Annotated in this window: 22 protein-coding genes; 15 read left to right on the top strand and 7 right to left on the bottom strand. The window is 64.7% G+C overall.

Annotated features, from left to right (window positions below; all coding sequences use genetic code 11):
- Positions 1 to 67 precede the first annotated feature (67 nt).
- From EJ070_RS34475 to EJ070_RS34445, 7 genes are all read left to right on the top strand, one after another.
- Entirely contained in the window at positions 68 to 1150 is a 1083-nt protein-coding gene (locus EJ070_RS34475; RefSeq protein WP_126095328.1) for an ABC transporter ATP-binding protein, read from the top strand.
- Positions 1147 to 2070, top strand: a complete 924-nt coding sequence (locus EJ070_RS34470) for an ABC transporter permease (RefSeq protein WP_126095327.1) — start codon at positions 1147 to 1149, stop codon at positions 2068 to 2070. The genes EJ070_RS34475 and EJ070_RS34470 overlap by 4 nt, the downstream gene beginning before the upstream one ends.
- Positions 2067 to 2867 carry an ABC transporter permease gene (locus EJ070_RS34465; RefSeq protein WP_126095326.1) on the top strand — a complete coding sequence of 267 codons (801 nt, stop codon included), beginning with the start codon at positions 2067 to 2069 and terminating at the stop codon, positions 2865 to 2867. The genes EJ070_RS34470 and EJ070_RS34465 overlap by 4 nt, the downstream gene beginning before the upstream one ends.
- A 23-nt stretch (positions 2868 to 2890) precedes the next feature.
- On the top strand, positions 2891 to 4477 hold the full coding sequence (gene ggt / locus EJ070_RS34460; RefSeq protein ID WP_126095325.1) for a gamma-glutamyltransferase: 1587 nt from the start codon (positions 2891 to 2893) through the stop codon (positions 4475 to 4477).
- Between the two features lie 50 nt (positions 4478 to 4527).
- Complete coding sequence (locus tag EJ070_RS34455) at positions 4528 to 6057, top strand: acyl--CoA ligase (protein WP_126095324.1); 1530 nt, start codon at positions 4528 to 4530, stop codon at positions 6055 to 6057.
- Entirely contained in the window at positions 6057 to 7034 is a 978-nt protein-coding gene (locus EJ070_RS34450) for a 2-dehydropantoate 2-reductase (protein ID WP_126095323.1), read from the top strand. The genes EJ070_RS34455 and EJ070_RS34450 overlap by 1 nt, the downstream gene beginning before the upstream one ends.
- Before the next feature lie 409 nt (positions 7035 to 7443).
- A complete protein-coding gene (locus EJ070_RS34445) occupies positions 7444 to 7797 on the top strand; it encodes a nuclear transport factor 2 family protein (protein WP_126095322.1) in 354 nt (117 codons plus the stop codon).
- Between the two features lie 93 nt (positions 7798 to 7890).
- Here EJ070_RS34445 and EJ070_RS34440 read toward each other — a convergent pair whose 3' ends face one another.
- Together EJ070_RS34440 and EJ070_RS34435 are read right to left on the bottom strand one after the other, a co-directional pair.
- Entirely contained in the window at positions 7891 to 8370 is a 480-nt protein-coding gene (locus EJ070_RS34440; RefSeq protein WP_126095321.1) for an SRPBCC family protein, read from the bottom strand.
- A complete protein-coding gene (locus tag EJ070_RS34435) occupies positions 8367 to 8723 on the bottom strand; it encodes a metalloregulator ArsR/SmtB family transcription factor (protein WP_126095320.1) in 357 nt (118 codons plus the stop codon). Before EJ070_RS34435 ends, EJ070_RS34440 begins: the two co-directional genes overlap by 4 nt.
- Before the next feature lie 215 nt (positions 8724 to 8938).
- On the opposite strand from EJ070_RS34435, the gene EJ070_RS34430 reads away from it, so the two are divergent.
- A complete protein-coding gene (locus EJ070_RS34430) occupies positions 8939 to 9286 on the top strand; it encodes an ArsC family reductase (protein WP_126095319.1) in 348 nt (115 codons plus the stop codon).
- Positions 9287 to 9537: 251 nt separating this feature from the next.
- Here EJ070_RS34430 and EJ070_RS34425 read toward each other — a convergent pair whose 3' ends face one another.
- The 3 genes from EJ070_RS34425 to EJ070_RS34415 form a co-directional block, all read right to left on the bottom strand.
- The gene (locus EJ070_RS34425; protein WP_126095318.1) at positions 9538 to 9891 is read right to left on the bottom strand and encodes a DUF488 domain-containing protein; all 354 of its coding nucleotides are present in this window, start codon (positions 9889 to 9891) and stop codon (positions 9538 to 9540) included.
- An 80-nt stretch (positions 9892 to 9971) separates the two neighbouring features.
- Positions 9972 to 11228, bottom strand: coding sequence for an aminopeptidase (locus EJ070_RS34420; protein WP_126095317.1), 1257 nt, complete (start codon positions 11226 to 11228; stop codon positions 9972 to 9974).
- A gap of 163 nt (positions 11229 to 11391) precedes the next feature.
- Complete coding sequence (locus tag EJ070_RS34415) at positions 11392 to 12306, bottom strand: LysR substrate-binding domain-containing protein (protein ID WP_126095316.1); 915 nt, start codon at positions 12304 to 12306, stop codon at positions 11392 to 11394.
- Positions 12307 to 12403: 97 nt separating this feature from the next.
- Here EJ070_RS34415 and EJ070_RS34410 point away from each other — a divergent pair, with 97 nt between their 5' ends.
- The 3 genes from EJ070_RS34410 (at position 12404) to sbmA (ending at position 15215) form a co-directional block, all read left to right on the top strand.
- Positions 12404 to 12601 carry a hypothetical protein gene (locus EJ070_RS34410; RefSeq protein WP_126095315.1) on the top strand — a complete coding sequence of 66 codons (198 nt, stop codon included), beginning with the start codon at positions 12404 to 12406 and terminating at the stop codon, positions 12599 to 12601.
- Between the two features lie 71 nt (positions 12602 to 12672).
- Positions 12673 to 13833, top strand: a complete 1161-nt coding sequence (locus tag EJ070_RS34405) for a YbfB/YjiJ family MFS transporter (protein WP_126095314.1) — start codon at positions 12673 to 12675, stop codon at positions 13831 to 13833.
- 122 nt (positions 13834 to 13955) lie between these two features.
- A complete protein-coding gene (gene sbmA / locus EJ070_RS34400; RefSeq protein WP_126095313.1) occupies positions 13956 to 15215 on the top strand; it encodes a peptide antibiotic transporter SbmA in 1260 nt (419 codons plus the stop codon).
- 21 nt (positions 15216 to 15236) lie between these two features.
- Here the strand turns inward: sbmA and EJ070_RS34395 are convergent, their stop codons facing one another.
- A complete protein-coding gene (locus EJ070_RS34395; RefSeq protein ID WP_126095312.1) occupies positions 15237 to 16253 on the bottom strand; it encodes a polysaccharide deacetylase family protein in 1017 nt (338 codons plus the stop codon).
- Positions 16254 to 16472: 219 nt separating this feature from the next.
- Here EJ070_RS34395 and EJ070_RS34390 point away from each other — a divergent pair, with 219 nt between their 5' ends.
- Positions 16473 to 17138, top strand: coding sequence for a tetratricopeptide repeat protein (locus EJ070_RS34390; RefSeq protein WP_126095311.1), 666 nt, complete (start codon positions 16473 to 16475; stop codon positions 17136 to 17138).
- 6 nt (positions 17139 to 17144) lie between these two features.
- The gene (gene der / locus EJ070_RS34385) at positions 17145 to 18575 is read left to right on the top strand and encodes a ribosome biogenesis GTPase Der (protein WP_126095310.1); all 1431 of its coding nucleotides are present in this window, start codon (positions 17145 to 17147) and stop codon (positions 18573 to 18575) included.
- Between the two features lie 296 nt (positions 18576 to 18871).
- Here the strand turns inward: der and EJ070_RS34380 are convergent, their stop codons facing one another.
- On the bottom strand, positions 18872 to 19792 hold the full coding sequence (locus EJ070_RS34380; RefSeq protein ID WP_126095309.1) for a LysR substrate-binding domain-containing protein: 921 nt from the start codon (positions 19790 to 19792) through the stop codon (positions 18872 to 18874).
- 116 nt (positions 19793 to 19908) lie between these two features.
- On the opposite strand from EJ070_RS34380, the gene EJ070_RS34375 reads away from it, so the two are divergent.
- Positions 19909 to 21186, top strand: coding sequence for an MFS transporter (locus EJ070_RS34375; RefSeq protein WP_126095308.1), 1278 nt, complete (start codon positions 19909 to 19911; stop codon positions 21184 to 21186).
- Between the two features lie 154 nt (positions 21187 to 21340).
- Complete coding sequence (locus EJ070_RS34370; RefSeq protein ID WP_126095307.1) at positions 21341 to 22522, top strand: cell wall hydrolase; 1182 nt, start codon at positions 21341 to 21343, stop codon at positions 22520 to 22522.
- Positions 22523 to 22752 lie beyond the last annotated feature (230 nt).

The following is a 22752-nucleotide window of genomic DNA, read 5'->3' as shown; positions in this document are numbered from 1 at the left end:
AGCGGCGCCCCCGAAGCGCCGCTCCGCACTGTTCGCCGACAATGATCCGGAGTTGAAGGAGATGCTCTTGTCTCTTGCGCCGTCCGCGCTTCCCATCGGCATCCACGGCATCGAGAAGCGCTTCGGCGCCGTCTCCATCCTCAGCGATCTCAGCCTCGATGTCGCCGCCGGAGAGTTCCTGACACTGCTCGGTCCGTCCGGCTCGGGAAAGACGACGCTCTTGATGATCCTGGCGGGCTTCGTGCGAGCCAATGCCGGCTCCATCAAGGTCGGTGGCGATGAGATCATCACCATGCCGCCGCACAAGCGCAACATCGGCATGGTGTTCCAGAACTACGCGCTGTTCCCGCACATGAACGTCTTCCACAACATCGCTTTTCCGTTGAAGCAGCGGCGTGTGTCGGCGGCGGAAACGGCCGAGCGTGTCGAGAGGGCGCTGGACCTTGTGCGACTGAAAGGCCTCGGCGAGCGCCGCGTCGACCAGCTTTCCGGCGGCCAGCGCCAGCGCGTGGCTTTGGCTCGCGCCATCGTCTTCGAGCCGCGCATCGTGCTGATGGACGAGCCGCTGTCTGCGCTTGACAAGGGCCTGCGCGAGCATATGCAGATCGAATTGCGCAACCTGCACCGCCGGCTCGGCATGACGACGGTCTACGTCACGCACGACCAGCGCGAGGCGATCACGATGTCGGACCGCATCGCCGTCATGAATGCCGGTCGCATCGAGCAGATCGACCAGCCCGAAGCGCTCTACGCCAGGCCGAAGACGAAGTTCGTCGCCGGCTTCATCGGCGAATCCAACTTCATCCCAGTCGAATGCCGTAACGGCAGCATCTGGCATGGTGATAGAAAGCTGCGCATGAACGATCCCGTGCCGGCCGTCGGCCGGCACCTCATGGTGGTGCGGCCGGAAAAGCTGCGGCTGGTCGCCGACGGGGAACAGGCCGGAGCCCTCAACATGCTGGCGGCGACCGTCGGCGACGTGATCTATCAGGGCGACAGCTTCATCTGCTACGCGGCGCTCCGGGACGGCCGGCAGGTGACGCTGCGCGACTATTGCCGCTCCGACGTGCTGGCGAAGCTGCCGGCGCCGGGCGAGCCGATCACGCTCGGCATCGATGCGCAGGACGTCGTGCTGGTGGCGGATCAATGAGCGTCGGATCCGCCAGCCTCGATCATGCCGGCAGGCCGGACGGCGTGCTGAACGCCGATGCGCTGCGCGCCGATGCCCGGCGTCAGGCGCTGGGACTGCTGGCGTTGCTGTCGCCTGGTTTGTTCCTGGTCTTTGCCGTCATCATCGTGCCAATCGGCTGGCTGTTCTGGCTCTCGCTGTTCGACGAGACCGGTGAACTCAGCCTCGCCAACTACGCGCGCTTCTTCGAGCAGGCGTCCTACATCAAGACCTTCGCCACGACCTTCGAGGTTGCCTTCGTCGTCACCGGCGCCTGCGTGCTGTTCGGCTATCCGCTGGCCTATATGCTCTCGCAACTGCCGCGCCGCGCGGCCTCGATCTGCCTGATCTTCGTCATCCTGCCGTTCTGGACCTCGGTGCTGGTGCGCACCTATGCCTGGCTGGTCATCCTGCAGCGCAAGGGCCTGATCAACAACTGGCTGATCGACCTCGGCGTGATCGGCCAGCCGCTGCCGCTCGCCAACAATTTCGCCGGCGTCGTCATCGGCATGACCCACATCATGCTGCCGTTCCTGGTGCTGCCGCTCTACGCCTCGATGAAGACGATCGACGTCGACTGCCTGCGCGCCGGCATGAATCTCGGCGCCAGCCCGGCCGCCACCTTCCGGCAGATATTCTTCCCGCTGTCGCTGCCCGGCCTCGCCTCCGGCGTGGTCATCGTCTTCGTGCTTTGCCTCGGCTTCTTCGTCACGCCGGCGCTGATGGGCGGCGGCAAGGTCATCATGTGGGCAATGCGCATGGAACAGGCCACCAGCCTCTATTCCAACTGGGGCGCAGGTGCCGCGCTCGGCGTCGTGCTGCTTGCCGTCACGCTGGCCCTGCTCGGCCTCTTCCAATGGCTGCTCGGCGCGCGCGCCACCGGCGTATGGAGCCGGCGATGAGCGCGGAAAACAGCCTGCCCATCTCGCATCGGCAACGCCTCTGGCTCTACCTGCTGGGCGGCCTTGTCATGCTGTTCCTGATCGCCCCTTCGGTGATCATCGTCATCATGTCCTTCTCCGGCTCGACGCTGCTGCAGTTCCCGCCGCAGCAATGGTCGCTGCGTTGGTATGAGAGCTATTTCGGCTCCGTCGAGTGGCGAGACGCCACTGTCGTTTCGGTCAAGGTTGCGGTTATGACGGCGATCGTCGCAACGCCGCTCGGAACCGCTGCCGCCTACGCCATCAATGCCGGCACGCTGCGGCTGACGGGCGCCATCAACGCGCTGCTCACGGCCTCGCTGATCATCCCGGTCATCCTGATCGGCATCGGCACCTTCTTCCTCTACGCCCGCATCGGCCTCAACAACACGCTGACCGGGCTCGTCATCGCCCACACGGTGCAAGCGCTGCCGCTGGTCGTACTCACCGTCCTGTCGGGGCTGCGCTCCTACGACATGAACCAGGAGATGGTGGCGCGCAGCCTCGGCGCCGGGCGCTTCGCCGCCTTCTTCCAGGTGACCATGCCGCAGCTGCGCTTCTCGATCGTGTCGGGCGCGCTGTTTGCCTTCATCACTTCGTTCGACGAGGTTGTGGTGTCGCTCTTCATCTCTGGTGGCGAGACCACGACGCTGACGCGCCGCATGTTCAACGCGCTGCGCGATCAGATCGATCCGACGATTGCCGCCATTTCGACTTGCCTGATCGTGCTATCGATCGTTTTGTTGTCCGCCGCCCAGCTTTTCGGCCGCGGACGTTGAAGTTGAGGGATAATCAGAACCGCATGCGTGATTTCCAGTACCCAGGCCGCTCGCCGGTCCGCGCCACCGAAGCCATGGCCGCGACCTCGCATCCTTTGTCGACGCTTGCCGCCGTTGAGATGCTGCGCTCCGGCGGCAACGCCATGGACGCGGCGGTCTGCGCGGCGGCAGTGCAGGCCGTGGTCGAGCCGCAATCGACCGGCATCGGCGGCGACTGCTTTGTCCTCTATTGCCCGAAAGGGCAGGGTGAGGTGATCGCCTTCAACGGCTCGGGCCGCGCGCCGAACGCCGCAACGGTCGACTGGTACCTGGAGCATGGCTTCAGCGAGCTGCCGAAGCAGGGCGCGCACGCGGTGACCATTCCCGGCGCCGTCGATGCCTGGTGCCGGCTGCTCGAAGACCATGGCCGCAAGGGGATCGCCGATGCTCTCGCTCCCGCTATCCACTACGCCGAGAACGGCTATGTCGTGCACGACCGCGTCGCCTTCGACTGGGCTGATCCGGAAACCGATCTGTCGGCCGACGAGGTGGCGGCGCGAATCTTCCTGCCGGGCGGTCAACCGCCCAAGGCCGGCGATATCCATCGCCAGCCGGAACTGGCGGAGACGCTGCGCATCATCGCCCAAAAAGGCCGCGCCGGCTTCTACAAAGGCGAAGTCGCGGAGGATTTGGTCGGGCGGCTTCGTGTACTTGGCGGACTGCATACGCTGGACGATTTCGCTGCGACCAGGGGGGATTACAAGACGCCCGTCGGTACCTCCTATCGCGGCTATGACATCCATCAGATGCCGCCGAACAACCAGGGCTTGACCGCGCTCCTGATGCTGAACGTGCTCTCCGGCTTCGAGCTCGGCGCGCTCGATCCGAATGGCGCCGACCGGCTGCATCTGGAGATCGAGGCCGGGCGGCTGGCCTATCGCGATCGCGACAATCTGATTGCCGATCAGGATTACGTCGCGGTGCCGGTGAAGGAGCTTCTCTCCGCTGCCTATGCCGACCGGCTGCGCGTCGCGATCGACCGCGAGCGCGCCATGACGCATCTGCCGCGCGTCGATTTGCCGGGCAGTGATACGGTCTACATCAGCGTCGTCGACCGCGACTTGAACGCGGTGAGCTTCATCAACTCGACCTACTATTCCTTCGGCAGCGGCGTCGTCGGCCCGAAGACGGGTGTCGTGCTGCAGAATCGCGGCACCAGCTTCCGGCTCGATCCCAAGCACCCGAATGCAATAGCGCCGGGCAAGCGGCCGATGCACACGATCATGCCGGGCATGATGACAAGGAATGGCCGCGCGGTGATGCCGTTCGGCGTCATGGGCGGCGGCTACCAGCCCTTTGGTCATGTGCATCTTTTGACCAACATGATCGACTTCGGCATGGACCCGCAGCAGGCGCTGGACGCGCCGCGCGTCTTCTACAACCACGATGTCGTCGAGGCCGAGCGCAGCGTGCGCGCCGATGCCGTCGAAGGTCTCCGCCGCCGGGGCCATCGCGTCGTCGAGCCAGACCATCCGCTTGGCGGCGGGCAGGCTGTATTCATCGATTGGGAAAAAGGCACGCTGACCGGCGCCTCCGATCCGCGCAAGGACGGGCTGGCGCTCGGATATTGAGCAGCCCTTTGCTGGACATTGGCCGATCGTTCGAAACATAGTCTGGAGCCATGACAAGAAGCGAAAACTCCATCGACCTCGCCCACCGTCTTGCGCCCGGCGCCGACAACGCGCCGGCCATTGCTGCGCCTGACCGAACGGCCCTCTCGCATGTCGGGCTGCGCCGGCTGATTGGTGAGACGGTATCTCGGCTGAACGCGCTCGGCATCGGCCGTGGCGATCGCGTCGCCATCGTGCTGCCGAACGGACCGGAGATGGCGACGGCCTTCATCACGGTCGCCGCCGCCGCATCCACCGCGCCGCTCAATCCGGCCTATCGCGCCGACGAGCTCGACTTTTATCTCAGCGACATTGGCGTGAAGGCGATTCTCGTCGGCAAGGACGAGCGGGGGCCATCGGTGGAAGTTGCCGAACGCCTCGGTATCCCCGTGCTGCGCCTTGTCGTACCGGTGGGTGCGCCGGCTGGTGTCTTCATCATCGAGGGCGATCCGGTCGGCCCGCCGGTCGAATCCGGTTTGGCCGAGGACAGCGACACGGCACTTCTTCTTCACACCTCCGGCACCACCTCGCGTCCAAAACTGGTGCCGCTCAGCCACGCCAACCTCGCCGCCTCGGCCGCTCACATCGGCGCGACGCTCGGCCTGACACCGGCCGACCGCTGCCTCAACATCATGCCGCTGTTCCACATCCATGGGCTGATCGCGGCGGTGCTGTCCTCGCTTGCCGCCGGCGGCAGCGTCTTCTGCACGCCGGGCTTCAACGCGCTGCGCTTCTTCCAGTGGCTGAGCGAGGCGAAGCCGAGCTGGTACACGGCGGTGCCCACCATGCATCAGGCGATCCTGCCGCGCGCCGCGCGCAACCCCGAGCAACTCGCCGAGGCGAAGCTGCGCTTCGTCCGCTCCTCCTCGGCCTCCCTGCCGGCGCAGGTGATGGCCGAGCTGGAAGCGACCTTCGGCTGCCCGGTGATCGAATCCTACGGCATGACCGAAGCCGCGCATCAGATGGCATCCAACCGGCTGCCGCCTGGACAGCGCAAGCCGGGCAGCGTCGGCGCGGCGGCTGGACCGGTAGTGGCCGTCATGGCCCCGGACGGACGCTTGCTCAAAGCGGGAGAAGTCGGCGAGATCGTCATTCGCGGGCCGAACGTCACCGCCGGCTATGAGAAGAATGCGGACGCCAATGCCAGCGCCTTCGCGCATGGCTGGTTCCATACCGGCGACCAGGGCGTGCTCGACGAGGACAACTACCTGCGCGTCACCGGCCGGCTGAAGGAGATCATCAACCGCGGTGGCGAAAAAATCTCGCCGCTCGAGGTCGACGGCGTGCTGATGGACCATCCGGCTGTGGCGCAGGTCGTCACCTTCGCCATGCCGCATGACAAGCTAGGCGAAGAGGTCGCCGCTGCGGTCGTGCTGCGCGAAGGCCAGAGCGCCAGCGAGGCCGATATCCGTGGCTTTGCATCGACCCGGCTCGCCGATTTCAAAGTGCCGCGCAAGGTGGTGATCCTCGACGAGATCCCGAAGGGCGCCACCGGCAAGCTGCAGCGTATCGGCCTTGCGGCGAAGCTCGGTCTCGGCTGATGCGCATCACAGTCTTCGGCGCCGGCGCGATCGGCGGCTACCTCGCCGCCAAGCTGGCGATCGCCGGCCGGGTCGATCTGTCGATTGTGGCGCGCGGCGCGCATCTCGAAGCGATCAAGGCCGACGGTCTTCGGCTGATCGAGGACGGCAAAGAGACGGTGGCTTCGGTGCGGGCGGCGGCGCGCGCCGAGGAACTCGGCAAGCAGGATTATGTCGTGCTGGCGCTGAAGGCGCATTCGCTGGCGCCTGCGCTCGACCAGATCGCGCCGCTGCTGGGCGAGGGGACCGCCGTCGTCACCATGCAGAACGGCGTGCCCTGGTGGTATTTCTACAAAATTGGCGGCGCGCTCGAGGGCACCCGCATCCAAGCCGTCGATCCCGGCGGCGCGATCTGGCAAAGCATCGGTCCGGAGCGCGTCATCGGCTCGGTCGTCTATCCCGCTGCCGAGGTCGACGCGCCCGGCCTGGTCCGCCATGTCGAGGGCACGCGCTTTTCGCTCGGCGAGCCTTCGGGCGAGAAGAGCGAGCGTGTGACTGCGCTGGCGCGCGAAATGGTCAAAGCCGGGCTGCAGGCGCCGGTCCGCGAGGATATCCGCTCCGAGATATGGGTGAAGCTCTGGGGCAATCTCTCCTTCAACCCGATCTCGGCGCTGACCGGCAGCACGCTTGCAGCAATCGTTGCCGATGAAGGTACGCGCGCCGTCGCCCGTGCCATGATGCTCGAGGCGCAGGCGATCGGCGAAAGCCTCGGCGTGCGTTTTCCTGTTGCCGTCGACCGTCGCATCAAGGGCGCCGGCGATGTCGGCGAGCACAAGACCTCGATGCTGCAGGATCTGGAGCGCGGCCGCCCGATGGAGATCGACGCGCTGGTGAGCGCCGTGCAGGAACTCGGCCGCCTGACCGGCCAGCCGACGCCCACCATCGACAGCGTGCTGGCGCTGGTGCGGCGGCTGGCGATCGAACACGGGTGTTATTGACGCACCACCGGTGAAATTCGCCGACCTTGCTGCACTTGACTCTTTAACAAAACTTATCGGGAGCGTTCCTCAGCCGAACGAGTTCAGATGTATCGGCAGCAAGAGTTAGATTTCGGCATCCCGCTTCCCCCGAGGCAGCAGATCATTTTGTTCCGCACATGACGCTTGCCTATGACGAGAAATTCATTCCTAGGCAGCCCATCGATCCAATCAGCTTCGTAGCAAGGAAGTTCATTCTTATTCACAGCTTGCGCGGCCTGACGATCTACAGGACCTGGATCGTTGGTCCCTGATCGCCGCGTCGCAATGCGCGACGATCCTGACACGGATTGTCAGCTGCCAGCGGGCCCACGGTGGCCGGCCGGCAGGCGGCGCCCTACTTGGAATGCGTCTGGAAAGAGAGGAAGTCATGACCACTGCCGAAATTGCCAAGGATTTCACCGAACTCCTCAAGCAGGGCGACAGCCACAGCGCTGCCGCGAAGTACAATGCCGACGACATCGTCAGCTACGAAGCGATGGAAGGCCCGATGGCTGTTTGCAACGGCAAGGAAGCCGTCAAGCAGAAGGGCGAGTGGTGGGAAGCCAACCACGAGGTTCATGGCGGCTCGGTCGAGGGTCCCTATGTCAATGGCGACCAATTCGCTTTGCGCTTCAGCTTCGACGTGACGCCCAAATCGACCGGCGAACGCGTCAAAATGGATGAAGTTGGCCTCTATACGGTCAAGAAAGGTAAAATCAGCGAAGAGCGCTTTTACTATTGAGGCCGATCGGCCTCAGGCGTCTCGCCTCTTCGCTGCATAATTTGAAATCAGAGATGGTGGCCAGGATGATATTCCGGCCGCCATGCCAGCTTCTCAAATCGTTTTCACATACTGAGCAAGCTGGTCGGCCACCGTGCCCCAGCCGTCGAAGAAACCCATCTCCTCGTGTTTGTTGCGCGTCGCCTCGTCGCGGTGGATGGCGGTGGCGGTGTAGCGCGTGCCTTTGCCTTCGAGCATGAGAGCGATAACCGCGGTGATGAAAGGCTCGCCGGACGGTCGGTAGCCCGGCAGCAGCGCGTCCGTCCACACCAGCCGTTCATGCGGCACGATCTCGAGATAGCAGCAATGGCGGTCGCTGACCTCTTTTCCGTCGGGCGACTGCATGCGCGTGCGGAACAGGCCGCCGGGCCTGAGATCGATCTCGCAGTCGGTGATGATCCATGGCTTCGGTGTGAACCATTGCTTGACATGCTCCGGCTTCGTCCAGGCGCGCCACAGCAATTCACGCGGCGCATCCAGGAAGCGCTCCAGCGTCAGGTCCAGCTTTGGATTGGGCTTGAACGGATAGCTCACTTTTCGTTCTCCTTGAGGTTCATCACATAGGCGTCGAACTGGTCGAGGCGGCGCTCCCACAGCGCGCGCTGCTCGGCGAGCCAGTTTTCCGCCAGCTTCAGCGGCTCGGGCGAGAGCCGATAGGTCCTGACACGGCCGGCCTTTTCCGACTGCACCAGCCCGCAGCCCTCAAGCACCTTGAGGTGCTCGACGAAGGAGGGCAGCGCCATGGCGAAAGGCTCCGCCAGTTCGCTGACCGAGGCCGGGCTTCTGTTCAGCCGCTCCACCACACGCCGGCGCGTCGGATCGGCGAGCGCGCGGAAGATGCCGTCGATCGGCGGCGTGCTCTGACTGCTGGGCTGCAGGCTGATCATCGGCCATCCGCTCCTTGGGTTTGGATAATACTTCGGAAAAAACCTTAGTATTGGCAAGCGCCAAAATCCAGGTGCGGCAAAGCGCTGGCAAAGCGGGCAGGGCAGGCTCTAAGTCAAGGAGAGAGCATGATGTCATCCGAAAACCGCTTCGCACTTTTCGGCATCATGCTCTAGGGTTCGGCCGGATTCGCAACCCCACCCGCCCGAGGTCTGTCTTGACGATCACTATGTATGGCATCACCACCTGCGACACGATCAAGAAGGCGCGCGTCTGGCTGGAGAGCCACGACGTTCCCTACCGCTTCCACGATTACCGGGCCGAAGGGATCGAGGCGGAAAGGCTGAACGGCTGGGTCGGCAAGGTCGGCTGGGAAAAGCTGCTCAACAAGGGCAGCACCACGTTCCGCGAGCTGCCGCAGAAGGACAAGGAAGCACTCGACGAGAAGAAGGCCAAGGCGCTGATGCTCGCCAAGCCGACCATGATCAAGCGCCCGGTGCTGGAAGTCGGCGACCGCATTCTGGTTGGGTTCAAGGCGGAGGTTTATGAGGGGGCGGTGAGGTAGGGTAGCGGCACGGCGAAGCTGCCAATCTCCCCCTTGCGGGGGGAGATGGCCGGCAGGCCAGAGGGGGTGTGAAGGAACGCGAGGCTGGTCGGTCTGCCCCAGCGCGAACCTGTTTCGGTGCGCGGCAGTGAACGGTTGAGAGGCCGGAGGGACAGCACCCCCCCCTCTGCCCTGCCGGGCATCTCCCCCCTCGAGGGGGGAGATCGGACGTCACCTCGGCTTTCGCAAATCGCGAGCGTTGCGCGAGCCCTTCACGCCTGCCTCAAATACCCCGCCAGCGCCACCGCATTGTTGTGCGCCTCGTCATGCGCGCCGTAGAGCAGCGTCACCTTGCCTTCGCGCAACAGGCCGCGCAGTTGCGCCACCGCTTCCTCATTCCGGTCAAGCTCGGCGTGGTACCGCTTCTGGAACTCGGCCCAACGCTCGGGCTCATGTCCGAACCATTTGCGCAACGCGTCGCTTGGCGCGATCTCCTTCAGCCAGAGCGTCAGCGCGGCATCCATCTTGGCAACGCCGCGCGGCCAGACGCGGTCGACCAGCACTCGCTGGCCGTCGGTCTTTTCGGGTGTCCCGTAAACACGCTTCACCGCAATGTCGAAGGCCATTACGCCTCCCTTGCCAAGCAATTCCAGGAAAAGTGTGTAGCGGTTTTCCGTCCGGAATTGCGTGAAAACAATGAGTCCTGTTATGCCCACTCACCCTTGCGCATGACCGGCACGCGGCTGCCGTCCTTGCCGAGGCCGTCGATGTCGACCTTGTCCGAGCCGATCATCCAGTCGATGTGGATAAAACTCTTGTTGCCGCCGCGCTCGGCGATCTCGTCCTGGCTGAGCGAAGCGCCGTTGACGAAGCACTTCGAATAGCATTGTCCGAGCGCGATGTGGCAGGCGGCGTTCTCGTCGAACAGCGTGTTGAAGAACAAAAGACCGCTCTTCGAGATCGGCGAGGAATGCGGCACCAGCGCCACTTCGCCGAGGCGGCGCGCGCCCTCGTCGGTGTCGAGCACCTTCTTCAAGACGTCCTCGCCCTTCGAAGCCTTGGCCTCGACGATCCGCCCGCCCTCGAAACGCACCGAAATCTCGTCGATCAGCGTGCCCTGGTAGGAGAGCGGCTTGGTCGAGGAGACATGGCCTTCGACGCGCCTTGCATGCGGCGTGGTGAAGACCTCCTCGGTCGGGATGTTCGGGTTGCAGGTGATGCCGTTCTTCGCCGTCGAGGCGCCGCCCATCCATTCATGGCCTTCCGCCAATCCGACCGTCAGGTCGGTGCCCGGCCCGGTGAAATGCAGGGAATGGAAATTGTGGCCGTTCAGCCATTTGGTGCGCTCGGCCAGCGCGGCGTTGTGCGCCTTCCAGTTGCCAATCGGATCCTCGACATCCACACGCGAGGCCGAGAAGATTGCGTCCGCGAGCTTCACCACCGCAACGTCGTCGGGCTCGCCCGGAAAGACCTGCTTCGCCCAGGCGAGGTCGGGATAGGCGACGATGTTCCAGTTGATGTCGAAGCCGGTGATCTTCTCCAGCGCCGGCCGGTAGGCCATCGAGTTCGCCTTGTTGGCGCGCGCCACCTTGGCGGGGTCCTGCGCCGATAACAGCGATGGATCCTCGCCGCGCACCGCGAGCCGCGCGGCATTGTTGGCGAAGGCTTTCGCCATGCCCTCATAGAGCCAGCCGGCGGCGCGGTCGAAGCCGGCATCAGTGCCGTAGCGGAAACGCGCCAGCGTGATCTCGTCGTCGTTGAAGATCGGCGTCACCAGCCCGGCGCCGGCCTTGTAGGCGTGCTCGACGATGCGCCTGGTCAGCGGCAGCGCCGCGATCGACGACGTCAGCACCAGATCCTGTCCGGGCTGCAGTTGCAGCCCGACCTTGATCGCAACCTCGGCCAGTCTGTCGAGCTTCACCGGGTCGATCGTTGCTGAGACGCCGCGCGAATGTGTGGTCATGATCCTGCCTGCCATTTTGTTGGGGTCTGGTCCTTACATAGACCGGCGCGGTTGGCCTTTCCACCGCGATCGACTGGGCTTGTTCAGAGCATGATCCCGAAAAGTGCGCAGCGGTTTTTGCTGCGCTGACCTTCGGTTCGGAAAAGATCATGCTCAGACGAACTCAAGCAGCGCTGTCCAGCGCCCTGAATTGCGCCATCGTCGTCGCGATCTCCTCGCGGATCCAGGCCTTGAAATCGCGCACCTTGCGGCTCTCGCTCTTGGTGGCCGAGGTGACCATCCAGTAGCCGAGCCCGCTCTCGGCGCGCACATCGAAAGGCGCCACGAGCCGTCCGTCGGCCAGTGCATCGGCCGTCAGCAACTGCCAGGCGAGCATCACGCCATGGCCGGCGATCGCCGATTCCAGGCACAGCATCGGGTCGGTGAAGCGCGCACCTTTCAGGAATGTGACCGGCTCCACCTCTGCCGCCTCGAACCAGCTGTCCCAGCTGATCATCGCCCGCTCGTCGGTGATGGCGCAGGTCTGGGCCAGGTCCGCGATCGACTTGAGCTTGGCCGCGATCGAGGGCGCGCAGACCGGAAATACCTCCTGCGCCAGCAGCAGTTCCGCCCGGCCGCCAGGCCATTTGCCGTTGCCGAGCCGGATGGCGATGTCGATGTCAGAATGGTCGAGATCGGCGATCCGGGCGGAAGCATCGATGCGCAGCAGAACATTCGGGTGCCGGGCGAAATGTCGCGACAGCCTTGGCAGCAGCCATTTCGAGGCGAAGGCCGGCGCCACCGAAACCACCAGCGTGCATTCAGTCGCCTCGCCGGCTAGCGCCACCGCCTGCGCGAGCTCGCGGAAACCCGCGCTCAATCTGGTCGTGAAGACAGTGCCGAATTCGGTCAGCACCAGCCCGCCGGGTGTCCGCTCGAACAGTGCCTGGCCGAGCTGCTTTTCGGTGCGCTTGATCTGCTGGCTGACCGCGCTGACCGAAACGTTGAGTTCGGCCGCCGCGGCGGCAAGCGAGCCTAGGCGGGCGACGGTTTCGACGGCGCGCAGGCCATTGAGATGGACGCGGTTCAGCATAGCCATTCAGTTTTTCTAAAACGGTCGGGCCGAAATCTCAATTGAAACCTGACGAGGAAAGGCTGATTCTAGCTGACATAGGCTAGATCTTGGAGGCGATCCGATGAAGATTTTATCTTTGCTGAGGGGGCTTTCCAGCAACGCGCCGATAAAGGACCGGTATGATGACGGCGAGATCGCCCGCTGGGTCGTCGACCCGTTGTCGCATCCGGTGCTCGACACCATGTCGGAGCGCGAGCTCGGCGACATGCCGTTCCGGCTGACGGCCGCCCGCACGGCTTACGAGACGGCCTGCCGCTAAAGCCAGCCTAACCGAACTGCCCAACGCAACCACGGTTGTTTCGCCTGCGCACACACCTATGTTGCGCTGCAATGAACGTCGCTTCGCCATCCCCTTTGCGTCTAGCATTTGCCGGCATGGCAGCTCTTGCCGTCGCCATGGGCATCGGCCGCTTCGTCTACACGCCGATCCTGCCCGGCATGATGGAGGAGCTGCATCTGACGCCGGCCGATGCCGGCTGGATCGCCTCGGCCAACTATCTCGGCTACCTGATCGGCGCGCTCGCCGCTGCCGGCGGCTGGGCGCACGGCCGCGAGCGTCTGCTGATGTTTTCCAGCCTCGCCGCCAGCGCCGTGCTTGCGGGCCTGATGGGCCTGAACGAGACGATGGCGGCATTCATCGTCATCCGCTTTCTCGCCGGCCTGGTCAGCGCTTTCGTCATGGTGTTCATGTCGTCGATCGTCTTCAGCCATCTCGCCGAAGCCGGCCGCAACGACCTGCAGGCGCTGCACTTCGGCGGTGTCGGCCTGGGCATTGCGGTCTCTTCGGCGCTGCTGGCAATTCTCGTCACCGACCATGCCGGCTGGGCTGTTGGTTGGCTTTGGTCGGGAGCGCTTTCGGCGGTCGGCCTGCTTCTCGTCGCGCTGCTCGCCGGCTCCGCCGTACCTGCGAACGGTGTCGACGGGCCTGAACCGGCGCTGCCGAAGGACAGGTCGCTGGCGAAGATGATTCTTGCCTATGGGCTGTTCGGCTTCGGCTATGTGGTGACCGCGACCTTCCTGGTCGCTATCGTGCGCCAGGGCGGCGGCGGGCGCGTCTTCGAGGCCAGCGTCTGGATGGTCACCGGACTTGCCGGTTTTCCGGCGACCTGGTTCTGGCAGAAGTTCGCCGGCAGGATCGGGCTCTACACGGCTTACGCCGTGAGCTGCCTGGTTGAGGTGGTCGGCGTCACCGCCAGCGTCGTCATTAAAGGGTCCACCGGACCGCTGCTCGCCGGCGTCCTGCTCGGCGGCACCTTCATCGCCATCACCGCGCTCGGCCTGCAGGCGGGCAGGCAGCTTGCGCCACAGGCGCCGCGCCGCATCTTCGCGGTGATGACCGCCGCCTTCGGCCTCGGCCAGATCGTCGGCCCGGTCGCCGCCGGCCTGCTCGCGCAGGCGTCGGGCAATTACGTGCTTGCCTCGGCCATGGCGGCTGCCGCTCTGCTGGTTTCCGGTGTCATTGCCAGGACGGCTGCACCAAAATCGCCATGATTATGGTCTTGCTCGGTGCCGGGCATCGGGCAGGGCATTTTCTTTCCCACTAATGTGTGACCTTATGCCCGCCGAACAGCAAACGCCGCTGATTTGCGGTCAGACCGAGGAAACCCGCCACAGTGTTCGTATCCTTCTTCCCGCAGCCGAAGCTTTTCTTCACCTCGGCCGCCGTCTGGAGCCTTGCGGGGATCCTGTTCTGGTTCTTCGGCGGCGAGCAGCTGGGCGCCGTCCTCGGCCTGCCGCCGGCAGCGGCCGGTACTCCGCCCATCATTGGCATCGCGGTCCTGTGGTCGAAGCCGTTCCTGTGGTTCTACATCTACTTCGCGGCTTGCGTGCTGATCTTCTATGCGTTCTGGAGCTGGTATGCCCCGCATCCGTGGCAGAACTGGTCGATCCTGATGACCGCCCTCGTCCTGTTCTTCATCTATTTCAACGTGCAGGTCTCCGTTGCCGTCAATAACTGGTACGGGCCTTTCTTCGACTACGTGCAGGGCCTGATGTCGGGAACGACAGCGTCGACCGACACGGAATTCTACACCGGATTGGCCGATTTCTCCTGGCTGGCGCTGGTCGGCATGAATGTGCAGGTGGTCAACGCCTTTATTGTCAGCCACTGGATCTTCCGCTGGCGCACGGCGATGAACGACTACTTCATGGCAAACTGGGGCCGGCTGCGCCACATCGAGGGCGCCTCGCAGCGTATTCAGGAAGACACCATGCGCTTCTCGCAGATCATGGAGGACCTGGGTTCGAGCTTCGTCCAGTCGATCATGACCCTGATCGCCTTCCTGCCGGTGATGATCCAGCTTCAGGCCCACATCACCGAACTGCCGATCATCGGCGCGGTCCCGCAGCCGCTGGTGGTTGCCGCGCTGGGCTGGTGCGTGTTCGGCACTGCCTCGGTGATGCTCGCCGGTTTCAAGCTGCCGGGCCTGCAGTTCCGCAACCAGCGTGTCGAGGCCGCCTATCGCAAGGAACTCGTCTATGGCGAGGACCACCCCGACCGGGCGCAGCCGGCGACGACCACGGAGCTGTTCACCAATGTGCGCCGCAACTACTTCAGGCTCTATTTCCACTACATCTATTTCAACGTCGTGCGTTACACCTACCTGCAGGCCGACAACATCTTCTCGCTGCTGATCCTCGGACCCTCGCTGGTCGCGCACAAGATCACCTTCGGCGCCCTGAATCAGATCTCGAATGCCTTCGGCAAGGTGACGAATTCGCTGCAGTTCCTGTTGAATTCCTGGTCAACCATCGTCGAGCTGCAGTCGGTGCACAAGCGCCTGCGCGCCTTCGAGGCAACGCTGGAGGGCGAGCCGCTGCCGGACATCGATCAGCGCTATCTCGCCAAGCATGGCGCGGAGGATGCGGCCTGAACCAGGCCAGCCGTGGGCGGCTCAGCCGCCCACGGCGGCCTGCCTTTGATCGGCGCGGTGCCGCTCGACATAGTCGCGGAAGCTGATGCACTCGACCTGCTGCATGACGCACACCTCGCCGGCAAAGCGCTCGAGCGCGTTCCAGTAGGTGCCGCCGTTCATCTGCGTGAAGTGGAAGCCGAGCTCGAGCGGAAGGCGCTTGCCGTTGTACTGCGCATCGAAGGCGGCGCGGAACGCATGATAGGCGCGGTCGGCGAATTCGGACGCCTTGGCCGGCTCCTCGAAGCCGCCCGAATGGCGGACATAGAGATTGTAATCCATGGCGACCACTGGCCTCGACTTCGGTCCTTCCGGAATCAGCGGCAATGCAAAATGCGTGACGCCGTTCCTCGTCGGCGGCGGGGCAGGACCGTTCGAGACGCCGCTCGCGTCGTACTGGAAGCCGGCTTCGGGCAGCGCTTCGTAAAGCGCCTTGTCGGTCGAGAGGTACGGCGCGCGAAAACCGGTCACGGCATGACGGGCGAAATCGCGCCAGCCGGGCGGCTCGGGCGAGATGCCGTTGATCGCATAGGCATTCTCGAAGATGTGCCGGAATGCGCCGAACTCGGCCAGCCAGTCGGCCTTGCTCCAGGCCTTGCCGTCGAAATGGCCGCAGGCATGGCTGCCGATGTCGTGGCCTTCGGCGGCCGCGAGCCGGATCTGTTCGAGCCGGTCCGCCACCTCCTGTTTCGAGGCGGCAAAGCCGATATTCGATTTGCCGGCGCCCTTGCCGGGCGCGATGTACTCAGCGCGCGTGTCCGGCGAGAGCAGGAAGACGCAGGACAGAAAATAGGTGAAATGCGCGCCGGTGCGCTTTGCCAGCGCGCGGCTGCGTTCCCATTGCGAAATCTCGCGCGCGCTGTCGAAGGAGATGAGGACGATCTGCTTCGGCTTCACCGGTATCGGCTCCGGCGATTTGGGCGGATCGGCGAAAGCCCAGGCAACGCAGGTGGCTAGCGAAGCAAGACTGAACGCAAGGACGCGGAACGGATGTGGCACTTGTTGCCTTTCGGGGCGATCTTTCAGACTATTGAAAAGCCGGCTATCGGCCAAATGTGGCATCGGTACGTTCCGGCTCGCCTGCAAGCCGCTCTGGATTGTCCCGCCGATTTTCCGGCCGGACCCCTTCCATGCCGACAAAATTTCGCTAAAACGCGGGCTCAAGAAGCGCCCCGCCAAGGGGCGTGATGGTTTTTTGGCCGCAATGGTTTTTGATTGATGTCGGACGACAGTTTTATCCGCGAAGTCAACGAGGAGATTCGCCGCGACCAGGCGCAGGCGCTGTGGGACCGTTTTGGTCCGGCGTTGCTTGGCCTTGCCATCCTGGTGGTGGTCGGCACTGCCGCCGTCGTTGGCTACCGCTACTGGGACGAGACCCGTGCCAACCGCTCGGGCGATGCCTTCTCAGCTGCCCTCAAGCTTGCCAATGAGGGCAAGAACGACGAGGCGATCGCGGCTCTCGATCAACTGGAAAAGGACGGCTACGGCGCCTATCCGCTGCTCGCCCGCATGCGCGCGGCGACCGTCAAAGCCGACAAGGGCGATGTCGACGCCGCCGTCAAGGACTTCGACGAGGTCGCCGCCGACAGCGCAATTCCCGCCGGCATACGTGATATGGCTCGCCTGAGGGCAGCGCTGCTGCTGGTCGACCACGGCTCCTTCGCCGATGTTTCCAGCCGGGTCGAGGCGCTGACCGCCGACACCAATCCGCTGCGCCATTCCGCGCGCGAGGCGCTTGGTCTTGCCGCCTGGAAGGAAGGCAAGTCGGCCGACGCGCTCAAACTGTTCGACCAGATCTCTTCGGATGACGGCGCCCCGCGCAATGTGCGCCAGCGGGCGCAGTTGATGTCCGAACTGATCCGCGGGTCGGGCAACGCGTCGTGACCTCGGATGGGCTTCAAAGTCGCCATCATCGGCCGGCCTAACGTCGGCAAATCGACTCTTTTCAATCGGCTGGTGGGAAAGAAGCTGGCGCTTGTCGACGACACGCCGGGGGTGACGCGTGACCGTCGTGTGCATCCCGCCAAGCTTTACGATCTTCACTTCGACGTCATCGACACCGCCGGCTTCGAGGATGCGGCGGCCTCGACGCTGCCCGGCCGCATGCGCCAGCAGACCGAGATCGCGATCCGCGAAGCCGACCTGATCTTCTTCACCGTCGACGCCAAATCCGGCCTGATGCCCGACGACCGGACCTTCGCCGAGGTGGTCCGCAAATCCGGCAAGCCGGTCGTGCTGGTCGCCAACAAGGCCGAGGCGCGTGGTGCGCAAGCCGGCATGCTGGAAGCCTGGGAGCTTGGCCTCGGCGAGCCGATCCCCGTCTCGGCCGAGCATGGCCAGGGCATGCCCGACCTGCGCGACGCGGTGATCGCGGCGCTGGGCGAGGAACGCGCCTTCGGCGAGGACGAGGAACAAGCGGGTGACGAGATCGCCGTGAGCGAGGTGCTGATCGGCGAGGATATCGCCGATCCCGATGCCGAGCCCACCTATGACGACACCAAGCCGCTGCGCATCGCCGTCGTCGGTCGCCCCAATGCCGGCAAGTCGACGCTGATCAATGCGCTGATCGGCGAGGAGCGGCTGCTGACCGGCCCGGAAGCCGGCATCACCCGCGATTCCATCTCGGTCGACTGGGACTGGCGCGGCCGCCGGATAAAACTGTTCGACACGGCCGGCATGCGGCGCAAGTCGAAGGTCCAGGAAAAACTCGAGAAGCTTTCGGTGCAGGACGGCCTGCGCGCCATCCGCTTCGCCGAGATCGTCATCATCATGCTCGACGCCACCATCCCCTTTGAGAAGCAGGATCTGCAGATCGCGGACCTCATCATCCGCGAGGGCCGCGCGCCGGTGATCGCCTTCAACAAATGGGACCTGATCGACAACCCGCAGGAGCTTCTGGCCGAGCTGCGCGAGAAGACCGAGCGGCTTCTTCCCCAGGTGCGCGGCATCCAGGCGGTGACCGTCTCGGCCGAAACCGGGCGCGGCCTCGACCGGCTGATGGAAGCCGTCATCAAGACGCACAAGGTCTGGAACAGCCGCGTCTCCACCGGCAAGCTGAACCGCTGGCTGGAAGGCATCCTCGCCCATCATCCGCCGCCCGCCGTCGCCGGCCGCCGGCTGAAGATCAAATACGTCACCCAGGCCAAGACCCGCCCGCCGGGCTTCGTCGTCTCCTGCTCGCGCCCGGACGTGATGCCGCAATCCTATGTCCGCTATCTGTCGAACAGCCTGCGCGAGGCCTTCGACATGCCCGGCGTGCCGATCCGGATGGCGCTGCGCACCTCGGAAAATCCTTTCGCCGGCCGGGCGAAGAAGCGCTGAGGTTTATTCTCCATCGCGGGGTACTAAGATCTTCGGGCCGCTGGCGGGACAGCACCCCCTTCTGTCCTGCCGGACATCTCCCCGCAAGGGGGGAGATCAGCAGCTCTGCTGACGGCGCTCGTCCTGCAACGTTGGAGATTGGCGAAAGCATAAGCGAAATCCAATCTCCCCCCTTGCGGGGGAGATGTCCGGCAGGACAGAGGGGGGTGTGAAGGAACTCGACGGGAAGGATTCTCGCCTCTAGCTTTTAGGTCGCCGGGCCTTCGAATGCCATGGCGACGCCGATTGTCGAAACGCTAAGCGACCTTCAGCAGGCTGTCCTTCACCTCAGCCCCCTCAGGCAGCGCCTCGATCGCCGACTGCAGCAGAATCTCCGCCAGCCGCGCCGCCACCGGATCGAGCTCGGCGTCCTTCTGATGCAGATGCAGCGCCATCTTCGGCAGTGCCGGCAGCCCGAGCACGCCGGGCGCGAGCGCCCTGACGTTGGCGGGCAGGCCGATATCGGTGCGGATCGTCAGGCCCAATCCAGCCGCCACCGCCGCCCAGATGCCGCCAAGGCTTGGGCTGGAGAATGCCATGCGCCAGGCGAGGCCGGCGCGGTCGAGCGTCTCCGTCGCCACGGTGCGCAGCAGGCAGGGTGCCTCGAACACCACCAGCGGCAGCGCCTCGCCGTCGCGGGAGCCTGCATCCACCGGTTTCGCCGAACCGATCCAGCGCGCCTGCACGTCGGCGACATGCCGGCTGTAGGGCAGCGTCGTGCCGTCGTGCCAGGCGAGCGCGATGTCGAGGCTGCCGGACAGGACACGTTCGGCGAGCTCATGGCTGCGTCCGATTCGCGCTTCGATCCGCACCTTGGGATGGGCGCGAGCGAAGCGGCCGAGCACTTCGGGCAGCACAGCCTCGCCGAAATCCTCCTGCAGGCCAAGCCGCACCCAGCCCTCCAGCTCGACGTCGCGGATGGCGGAAGCCGCTTCGTCATTGAGCTCGATCAGGCGCCGCGCATAGCCGAGCATCGTCTCGCCGGCCTCGGTCAGCGCCAGGCCGCGGCCCGCCTTGCGGAAGATCGGCGTCGCCGCCTGCTCCTCCAGCTTCTTCAGTTGCGCGCTGACGGCTGAGGTCGAGCGGCCAAGCCGCTCGGCCGCCTTGGCGAAATTGCCCAGTTCCATGCCGGTGACGAAAGTCCTGAGGACGTCGAGGTCGAAGGTGACGCGTCGCATAAGATCATCCTTGTTTTCAGGATTGTTGATCAAAAACTTCCTGATTTTTCGAATGAAGTTATGGCGCTACATCCATCCGGTCAAGGCCGTCAGCCGGTCGTCAAGGGATTGGAATCATGTCAGCCATCGTCACCCGCAGCGATTGCGAGCCGTCTGAGCGAAGTATCGCCTCCGCCTCGGCCGGCCGGACCTTCGGACCCAACCATCGCTGGAAGGTGCTGGGCATCGGCGTCGCCGCCAACGCCGGCTTCTCCGCAACATTCTCCGGCATCCCGGCAACCGCCGTGGTGATGCGCCAGGGCTATCACCTCGACAATGCCTCGCTCGGCCTGGCGCTCGGTCTGCTCGGCCTCGGCGTGGCGCTCAGCGAATTGCCCTGGGGCGTGCTCACCGATCGCTGGGGCGACCGCCGCGTGCTCTTGACCGGGCTCGGCGCCACGGCGGCATGGCTCTTCATCATGGCCATGCTCGTCGTGCCGACGAAAACAGCCGTTCCAGGCGTCACGCTGCTTTCGGCGAGCCTGCTCGTTGCCGGCCTGCTCGGCGGCAGCGTCAACGGCTCCAGCGGCCGTGCCATCATGGGCTGGTTCGGCGAAGGCGAGCGTGGCTTCGCCATGAGCATCAGGCAGACGGCGGTGCCGCTCGGCGGCGGGCTCGGCGCGCTTGTCCTGCCTTCGCTTGCCTTGGCCTTGGGGTTTGCCGAGGTCTTTGGCCTGCTTGCGGCCATCTCCGCGCTCTCGACTTTCTTTGCCTGGCGCTGGTTGCATGAGCCGCCGGCGCAAGCCGGCGCTCACGCTGCCGCCGCGACGAACGGCCCGGCGCCGCTGCGCAACATCGAGGTCTGGCGCATCTCGACGGCCATCGGCCTGCTCTGCTTCCCGCAGGTGGCGGTGCTCACTTTTGCTTCGGTCTTCCTGCACGACTTCGCCGGCATGGGCACGTGGGTGACCAGCGCAAGCCTTGCCGTCGTGCAGACAGGCGCCATGGTGATGCGCGTCTGGAGCGGCCGCTATACCGACCGTCGCGGTAACCGCCGTCCCTTCCTGAAAATCTCCAGCGCGCTCAGCGCACTGGCCTTCATTCTCCTCTGGCTGCTGGTGATCGCGGCGGCCAGGCAGCCGGCACTGATGTTGTTCCTGCCTGTCATGGTGGTCGTGGCTGGCATCTCGGTTTCGGCCTGGCACGGCGTCGCCTACACCGAACTGGCAACGCTTGCCGGCGCCGGCCATGTCGGCACCGCGCTCAGCCTCGCCAACACCCTTGTCTTCATCGGCTTCTGCCTGGTGCCGATCGCCATCCCTTGGCTCTTGCTCCTGTTCGCATGGCCGGGCGTGTGGCTGGCGGCCGCGATCTGCGCGGCGATCGCCTGGCCGATATTCCTGCGCCCAGCCTGATTCACCCAGCCTGATTCCTGGCCGGCTTTCCGCGGGAGCGGGAAGCCGGCTTGCCGTCAACATGAAAAAAAACACGATCGATGCCGTTAACCGACCATCAAGGTTAATGCTTCATTTTGGCTCTCCGGGGTCAGTAGCGTTTCTGGAGAGTTCCGTGCATCGACGCGTTTTAAAGCGGCTCGTCGCCGCCGCCGTTGCGAATAGACCTTCCTTCCTTCCTCCTTTGGTTCTGGGGCTCGGCTTTTGGATCGGCTTTCCGTCCGTCGTCGCTTACCAGGACATGGCGAGCCTCGTCTCCGGGCTGGAGTCGCCTCACGCCCGCTGGAACGCTTATGTCGAAAAGTCCGTCGCCGGCTCGGTGCATGCCGCCGAGATGCCATTCATCGATTCCGCCGCTACGGGCTCGATCTCTGGCTCTGGCGTGAAACTGCCCGGTGTGGGGGCCGTTGCGTTCCGCGGCAAGGGCAATGCCGCCGGCGCAACGCCCGATGAGGACCGCGTCGTGCGCGCCGACAAGAAGGGCCGCCTCGTCCAGGTGTCACCGGTGGCGCCGCCGAAGAATTTCAGCGCCGGCTCGATCTTCGAGCGCACCTCGTCGCTGCTTCGCCCCGCGATGGACAGCGGCCTGAAGCTCACCTTCGCCAAGCCTGGCATCAAGGGCAAGGAAGTCCAGATCGCCCAAGCCTTCCATATCCGCGAAGACAAGAAGCCCGATCCCGGACTGCCGGCGGCTCTCGTCGCGCTCGTGAACAACGACAAGCCGGATATCCTCGCCACCGCCTATGCCCAGTCAGCGCCGGACTACGCCAAGGCGTCACCTTTCGAGGCGCTGCTGCAGGACGATCCCAACGATGGCCGCTTCATCCCGCCGATGGGCAAAGGCGACCACGCGTGGATGCAGAACCCGCTGCCGGCGGCCGTCTTCTCCAAGCCGGAACAGGAATGCCTCGCCAAGGGCATCTATTTCGAGGCGCGCAGCGAGCCGGTGCGTGGTCAGGCCGCGGTTGCGCAGGTGATCCTCAACCGCGTCCGCAACCCGGCCTATCCGAAGACGATCTGCGGCGTCGTCTACCAGAACGACAACTGGTTCAACCGCTGCCAGTTCTCCTTCGCCTGCGACGGCAGGAAGAAGCGTATCAACGACCCGGTCGCCTACAAGACCGCCCAGGATGTCGCCATGGCGGTGACCGCCGGCAAGATCTTCATCCCCGAGGTCGGATCCTCCACGCACTACTATGCCAACTACGTCCACCCCGGCTGGGCGCGCGCCATGCAGCGCATGACCAGGATCGGCCTGCACATCTTCTATCGCACCTATGGCGGCGGCTGGAGCTGAGCCGTTCGGGCGAGCCTCCGGCGGCGTTCTCCGCGGCTCGCCGCGCGCACCGATCGGCGCGGCTTGCCGCGCGGATTCGCGCCGAGTCCTCGCACGGGCGTGACGGGCACGATGTCGCACCTGAGTAAGTATTTGACTTTAAACAGAAAAATACACCGCTCCGAAGTTCGACCCGTGGCTTGACGGGCGCCGACCCTCTAACTATGTTGCCGGCGACTTTAGAAGCGGAC

The organism is Mesorhizobium sp. M1E.F.Ca.ET.045.02.1.1 (assembly GCF_003952485.1).
GTDB lineage: Bacteria > Pseudomonadota > Alphaproteobacteria > Rhizobiales > Rhizobiaceae > Mesorhizobium.
This window is presented reverse-complemented; position numbering and strand designations above follow the sequence as displayed.